This window comes from Abyssisolibacter fermentans, assembly GCF_001559865.1.
Taxonomy (GTDB): Bacteria; Bacillota; Clostridia; order Tissierellales; family MCWD3; genus Abyssisolibacter; species Abyssisolibacter fermentans.
In genome coordinates, this window is record NZ_LOHE01000090.1 from 269,144 (window position 1) to 276,689 (window position 7,546).

The following is a 7,546-nucleotide window of genomic DNA, read 5'->3' on the forward strand; positions in this document are numbered from 1 at the left end:
TTATCTTCTGATTTTCCTTTTATGATTTCTTTTAATTTCTCTTGTGCATTTTTAGTAATATTAATTTTCATAATATCCCTCCTATTTTTATTATTTGTACTTATAGTTTTAAAATTCTTATTATTTTAAAATAATAGATTTTATTGTTGGCATATGCTAAAATGTTTTTAGCTATATAATTTATATACCCTATTTTTTGTTCTTTAAAAATATTTTTTTATTTTTTTATTTTTCATGTATTATTATTTTGTATATGATAATATTTTAAATACAGATAAATATAATTTATAATGTAAACGACTATTTAAATCTAAGATTTCATAGATATTAATTACCTGAACAAAACTTAAATCTATAATTTAATGTAATTGTTTAGTCAAGCAAATTAAGTTTGTGTTCATAATAAAGATACAAATAATATTTTAATACAATGAGGTGATTTATTTGAACGAAAAAAGATATGAAGAAGGTCAAAAAGTAATGTGGCTTACTGTTTTCTTGAATATTATACTTGGAATTATCAAAATCGTTATTGGTATAGTATATAATTCTAATGCTCTTGTTGCTGATGGTATACATACTATGTCTGATGTTTTAAGTTCTATTGGTTTAATAATTGGTTTTATAATTGCAAAAAAACCTCGAGACTTAGATCATCAATATGGACATGAAAAAGCAGAATCAATATCTGCTTTGGCGCTATCATTATTATTAATAGCTGTAGGTTTAAATATATGCTATTCTTCGATTAAACAAATTATTTCTATTTCAGATATTGTACCTGGCAATTTGGCCATCATAGCAGCTTTATTATCTATTGCTGTAAAGGAATTTCAATATCAAATTTCTATTAGAGTCGGCAAAAAAATACAAAGCAGTGCATTAATAGCTGATGCTTGGCATCACAGGTCTGATGCTCTTTCTTCTATTGCTGCATTGATTGGTATTGTAGGTTCTAAATTAGGCTATAGTTTTCTAGACCCTCTAGCAGGAATAATAGTCAGCTTAGTTGTTATAAAAACTGGTTTTGATATATTTAAAAATAGTTATAATGAGTTGATGGATACATCTTTAGATACTGAAATATTATCATTATTAATTGACAAAATATCTACACATAAGGATGTTAGAACTATCAATGATTTAAAGGCAAGAAAACATGGAAACCAATATTTTGTTGATGTTATAATAGCCGTTGATCCTGATATATCTGTAGCTATGGGACACAAGATAGCTGTAGATGTTGAAAATATAGTCTATCAAAATATTAATGCCAAGTATGTTTTAGTTCATGTAAATCCATGTTGTAATAATGAAAATATCGACTGTTCTAATTGTAGTCATATAATAAGTGATTTAGTAAAAGAAAAATTAAAAAAATAAAAAAGCTTTTGAATTTAGTCAATTTATTCAAAATTTAAACATTGATAAATAATGTCAGTTTAACACATACTTTCTTTGTATAATTCTTGTTTGTATGGTTAAAATATGCATGTTGGATTTATATTTATAAATTTAAACTAATTAACTAAAATTATTAGTACAATATAAACATTAAATATGTTATTATTATTACTATGAATATCTAACAAGGGAGGTATTACTTTGGCTATTACTAAAGATATGTTAATTGGTGAAATCTTAAGAGAGCGTCCTGATGCTGCTCCAATACTAATGAGATTTGGTATGGGATGTGTTGGTTGTCCTTCTGCTCAAATGGAATCTTTGGAACAAGCTGCGATTGTACACGGCTTAGACTTAGAACCATTGTTAAAAGCATTAAACGAATAAAAAGCGGCATTTAGCCGCTTTTTTTTAACATATAGAAAATTATAATTTTCTACTGCTTAATAATTGGATTTTTTCTATTCATAACAGGATGACATCTTGCCCTTGTTATAACACCGGAAGCAATTACGTAGTAATTGCAACACACCGTTTCAACAAGGGGTAAAATTACATACCACCTGTTTAATCTAATCGGTATCCGTACCTATAAAGATTGGAGGATATCTTGCCCCTTGTTATAATAATTGATCTAGTTTATTTTTATCAAACCCAGTGACTGTTTCATCATCTATCATAATAACAGGTACTCCCATGAACCCTTTTTTGATAAGTTCTTTTCTAGCATTAGGATCTGTTTGCACATTTTTTTCGGTATAGCTAATACCTTTTTCAGATAAATATTCCTTTACTGAAACACAATGAGGACATGTGCTGCTAGTATAAACTATTACTTCTTTAGTCATTTTAATTCCTCCTTCTAATATATGAATCTTGATTAGTTTTATAATACCCTTTTTTCTGCTTCTTAATCAAGATTTTTTTTGTTAATTAGATTTAGGAGGAGTTGGTTGTAAAGGTTTTGCATTCCTGCCAGTTAAACAATCTATGTGCAATAACCAATAGCCTAATCTTTCTCTATTTAATCCCTTTCTTGGGCACCACGTACAAAATCCCGTCATGCCTCCATATGGCTGTTCTGATTTGGTGAATCTACCAGGAATACCGTAAACATAATATTTAATGTCTTTATTTACTTTCATTGTCCCAAAAATATAATGTTTATATTTTTTAATAAGTTTATAAGTAGGTGTTACATTAAATATTGAAGAATATGGTAAGTTATTATTCAATATATAATTATGAAAAGGTAAAAATGACCTATAATAATTATTCTTGCTTTGGTATTCAATTTTCCACCATGTATATCCGTCTAACCTAGTTTTCAGCACATCTGTTTTTTCGAAAAATTTAATGATGTTTTTAGTATATTCATAAACTTGATTTTTATAATTAATAGCATTTTGCATGTAATTATATGTTTTATTAACAGAATATCCATAGTAATTGTCTATGTTTTGCCTATATTGTTCATCAAATGCATTATAATTAACAGCATTTGGTTTACTATCTTCTTGCTCATTTATAAAAGGGCTCATATCTTCATGTTCTTCTATAAACGAATTTAAATCTTCTTTGGGATAATTTTCTGTATTGGTATACAAATCATTTTTGTTTTCTTTAATCATTTGATTTATTACATCTTCTATGTTTTGTTCTTCTTGCTGTATGTCTGGTTCACTGCTTTGCTCAATATCTTCAGCTGTTTGTATTTCCGAATCACTATTTTGTTCAATATCTTTAACTGTTTGTATTTCTAATTCACTATTTTGTTCAATATCTTTAACTGTTTGTATTTCTAATTCACTATTTTGTTCAATATCTTTAACTGTTTGTATTTCTAATTCACTATTTTGCTCAATATTTTCAACTGTTGGTATTTCATCTATCTCTTCACTTACTTCTATATCTAATTCACTATTATCAATAATATCATTATTTGTTAATATCGTTTCATTTTCAATACCGTCTTCTTTAATAGCTTCATTTTCCATATTTATTGTTTCTTCTATTACTTCTTTTTGATTTACAAAGTCATCAACATCTTCAAGCTTATTACTTTCTTGATTTTCTATTTGATTATCCTCATTAACAACAATACTTATATCTTTTTCTTTGATTTTGGGCTGTTGCAATTCACTATCTAGTTTATGTTTTTTTTCGTTTATTATTTTTTCACTACTGTAAAATTGATTTATCAAGTCTCTAATTCCTTTTGAGGAATCTTTTAAAACCCCCGTAAGTTTTACTTGGGAAGAATTACTATCATTTAATTTATCTGCTTCTATAAGTACTATGTCGAAATCTTCCATTTTCAAGCCCGTATCATCTACTGATTTAGGATTGAATTCCCATTTTGAGTGTCCTTTTCCGCTTTGTTTTAAGTTTATTTCTCCTATATTTGCTTTAGTAAAATCATTGGAATTTTGTGCTAGAAAATAAGCTCTTAATATGCCCATCTCATCTGTACTACTCTTAAAACCATCTACATTTATTTCAGTTTTCCCTATTCCATTTCTTACCTCAAGCTTTACATAGCCTTTTATGTTTGAGTCTTTTTGATCTGTATATGGCTTTAGCATAATAAATTTTCTTAAATAAGCTGCATCACTCAATTACACCATCCTCCTTTACATACTTATTACTAATATATGTACGAAAGTTTAAATGTTTTACTTTTTTCATAAATTATAAAGACAATTTCTAATTTTAGTATGAATTAATCTTTTTTCTATAGTTTTTAATCCTGATTATTTTATAACTCCCCATAGTATAATATATAATTCGAATTACCGCAGAGAACCTAAATAAAAAAAAGCCCTCACTTGGGCTTAGTTTATAATCTATTTTTTACTATTGTATTAGTTATCTTTGCATAGTCTTCTATTGATAAGACTTCACCTCTTAGTTTAGGATCTATATTACACCTTTCTAATACATTTTTTACTTGTTCTTTATTTAAGGAAATAAAGCCAGAACTAAGTGCATTTAGTAAAGTTTTTCTTCGTTTAGCAAATGCAGATTTGACTACTTTAAAAAATAGAACTTCATCTTCTACATCTACTCTTGGTTTACCATATATATCAAGTACAACTACTGCTGAGTCTACATTCGGTTTAGGCATAAATACATTTCTAGGAACATTTAATGCTATTTCTGCCTTTGAGTAATAACCAACTGCTATAGATAATGCTCCATAATCCTTTGTCCCAGGTTTAGCCTGAATACGCATGGCAACTTCTTTTTGAACCATAACTGCTATCTTTTTTATTTTAAGATGACTTTCTAGAATCTTCATGATTATCGGAGTTGTGATATAGTACGGTAAATTAGCCGCTAGTTTTACACTGTCTCCTTCAAAATTTTCTTTTATTACTTTATGTAAATCAAGTTTTAATACATCGCTATTAATAATGCTAAAATTATCATGCTCTGAAAGGGTATCCTTTAATATCGGAATAAGTCTATCGTCAAGTTCTATTGCTAATACTTTTTTTGCTCTTTGGCATAATTCTTGAGATAATGTTCCTACACCAGGACCAATTTCTATAACTTCATCATTTTCATTTATGTCTGCTGCATTGCATATGTTTCTAACAACATTCCCATCTATTAAAAAATTTTGTCCCAATCCCTTTGAAAATCTAAACCCATGCTTTTCAATTACACCCTTTAGTACCTTAGGAGAATACAATTTGTTTTCTTCCATTAAATCAACCTCCTAACAGCCTGTTCTAGTTCTTCTCTAGTAATTGAATAGTTGTTAATTCTTTTTAGGAATTGTTTTGAATTGCATTTTCCAATCTTAAGTATTTTGCCTAGTTCTGCTCTTCTATTTGATGCATTTTCATTACCTATTAAGTTGTAATATACTAAATCATCAATGCAAAATTCGTTCCGTTCATTCTCAGTCTCAGCTTTAGCATTATTAAGTGCTTCAATTATATCTTCTGGTTTAGCATTTTCTATTCCTATATTACCGTCTTTTGTAGCTTTATCTCTTGGTAAAAATGCATGTTTACAGTTTTTAATTTTCTTTGATATTAATCCTCTTATTTTCTCACCAGCAAAATCTGGATCTGTAAAAATAATTATTCCTCTTTTTTTGCTAGCAGCTTCTATCCTATCCATCAAATCATCAGGAAAGCCAAAACCATTAGTTGTTATGATTTCAGCATCTACAGCTCTTTTAATGGCTGCTACATCATCCTTTCCTTCTACTACTATTATCTCTTTTATCACAATATCACCTCTTAGTGTATATAACTATAAAATACATTTTTTCCGTCTTATTTATTCTATCCAATTCACATTCATCAAAAACTTCTAATATAGTTAGTTGTACAATTTTATAAAAAATATTATTTTAGTATATAAACTTTAACCTTTTTAATTCCATATTTCTTTACAAATTCATGGTCATTATAAAATAAATCAATTCTATTACCTTTTATTGCTCCTCCTGTATCTCCAGCAACTGCAAACCCATAATTTTCAGACCCATCTAATGATTCAATATATAATCTGGTTCCTAGAGGTATTACTTTTGGGTCAACTGCAACGATACCTTTTTTAGCTTTAACCCCTGAAGCTGTAATGCCATAGTATTTATCTCCCGGTTTTTTACCTGTACTCTCATAAGACAAATCATAAGCCGAAGCCTTCATAATCATGCTCTTTTCAAATCTCACACCACTTCTTGATGTAATTACTTTAGGTTTAGAACCTTTTTCTATTATTTGATTGATTGGTTCTTTTTTTGTTATCTCTCTTATTATGAATTCACTATCAAGCTTTCCATTGATGAATTTTTGGTTTTTTTGTACTTCAACAATCCCTTCTTCTCCTTTTTGAACTTCTTTTTTTGTATCAATATAAAAATTTTTATTATATTTTATTATGCTTTGGTAAGGAATTTTATTATATTCAATTACTGTTTTTTCTTCTACTTTATCTACCTTTATAGTCATATTAGCTAATATTTTACTATCTAACTCTGGTGATATTATATCATCTTCATCATAATTTATTCCATGTTCATCTAGTGCTTCTTTTACAGTGTTTTCATAACTAAAGCTATTAATTGTTTGCTCTCCTTTTAAAATTTTAATTGGCACTAACGATTTTATAACTAGTATAGTTCCATCTGATATTTTTTGTGATTTATTTAAATTTATATAGTCATTGTCTTTTAATTCAATTTTATTATCTTTTAAAATATCCTCTATTTCATTAGAAAATGTACTAATACATGTTGATGAACCATTTACAATAATCTTAACATCATTTATTAGATAATCTCCTATATATAGTGTTAATATAGAAATTAGTATTAGTATTAATATTGATATATATTTTTTTAACATTTTTCCCTCCATCTATTTATAATCCCAAATTATTCATAGAAGATTGTGAACAGAGAACTAAAATCTCTGATTTTATGTGAATCGCTTACTCCTAGAAAAAATGAGTAGGAGTTACATATCGCCAATTACTCCTATGAAAAAAGGAATAGAAAATTCATTAATGAGTATTCCTTCTGATTATAACAAGGCACAAGATATCCCTCGCCTCCGTTGTTATAAGAAGTTCATTAAATGGCTGGCATACCAACTCGGTATGCCTTCGAATTCACTGAAATCTTCTAATTAGAAGCTTACACCATATTATGAGTTATATGAATAATCAGGCATAATTCAATAGTTTATGATAAAAAAATAATCTTGTCAAATTATATTATGTTTTTTCTAATTTTGAAAATTTTATACAAATAGATAGCTAAGCATTTTATCGCTTAGCCATAAATAATTTCTGAACTTTTTATCTTTAATTCTATTTAGGTTTCATTCCTGGTCCAGTATAGGGACCCTTTGCAGGCATTCTTGGTCCTGGTCTTGTTGAAGGACCCATCTCAGGCATTCTTGGTCCTGGTCCTGTCGAAGGACCCATCTCTGGCATTCCTGGCATCATTCCCGGCATTCCTGGCATTCCTGGCATCATTCCCGGCATTCCTGGCATCATTCCCGGCATCCCTGGCATCATTTCTGGCATTCCTGGCATCATTTCTGGCATTCCTGGCATCATCCCTGGCATTCCTGGCATCATCCCTGGCATTCCTGGCATCATCCCTGACATTCCT

The 7,546-nt window shown here is 28.6% G+C and carries 7 protein-coding genes and 1 pseudogene; 2 read left to right on the plus strand and 6 right to left on the minus strand.

What is annotated here, in order from left to right:
* Window positions 1-444: 444 nt before the first annotated feature.
* Together AYC61_RS18280 and AYC61_RS18285 are read left to right on the plus strand one after the other, a co-directional pair.
* Entirely contained in the window at window positions 445-1,383 is a 939-nt protein-coding gene (locus AYC61_RS18280; RefSeq protein WP_242866836.1) for a cation diffusion facilitator family transporter, read from the plus strand.
* Between the two features lie 222 nt (window positions 1,384-1,605).
* On the plus strand, window positions 1,606-1,791 hold the full coding sequence (locus AYC61_RS18285) for a DUF1858 domain-containing protein (protein WP_242866837.1): 186 nt from the start codon (window positions 1,606-1,608) through the stop codon (window positions 1,789-1,791).
* Window positions 1,792-2,024: 233 nt separating this feature from the next.
* Here the strand turns inward: AYC61_RS18285 and AYC61_RS18290 are convergent, their stop codons facing one another.
* The 6 genes and pseudogenes from AYC61_RS18290 to AYC61_RS21745 form a co-directional block, all read right to left on the minus strand.
* A complete protein-coding gene (locus AYC61_RS18290; RefSeq protein WP_066506412.1) occupies window positions 2,025-2,252 on the minus strand; it encodes a glutaredoxin family protein in 228 nt (75 codons plus the stop codon).
* 81 nt (window positions 2,253-2,333) lie between these two features.
* Window positions 2,334-4,022, minus strand: coding sequence for a ring-infected erythrocyte surface antigen domain-containing protein (locus tag AYC61_RS18295; protein WP_066506414.1), 1,689 nt, complete (start codon window positions 4,020-4,022; stop codon window positions 2,334-2,336).
* Between the two features lie 221 nt (window positions 4,023-4,243).
* Entirely contained in the window at window positions 4,244-5,116 is an 873-nt protein-coding gene (gene rsmA, locus AYC61_RS18300; protein WP_066506416.1) for a 16S rRNA (adenine(1518)-N(6)/adenine(1519)-N(6))-dimethyltransferase RsmA, read from the minus strand.
* Window positions 5,116-5,649 (minus strand): ribonuclease M5, encoded by a 534-nt coding sequence (gene rnmV, locus AYC61_RS18305; RefSeq protein WP_066506418.1) that lies wholly within the window; start codon window positions 5,647-5,649, stop codon window positions 5,116-5,118. The genes rsmA and rnmV overlap by 1 nt, the downstream gene beginning before the upstream one ends.
* A 119-nt stretch (window positions 5,650-5,768) precedes the next feature.
* A complete protein-coding gene (locus AYC61_RS18310) occupies window positions 5,769-6,773 on the minus strand; it encodes a 3D domain-containing protein (RefSeq protein ID WP_066506421.1) in 1,005 nt (334 codons plus the stop codon).
* 466 nt (window positions 6,774-7,239) lie between these two features.
* Window positions 7,240-7,546, minus strand: a pseudogene (locus AYC61_RS21745) (hypothetical protein); the annotation flags it as partial.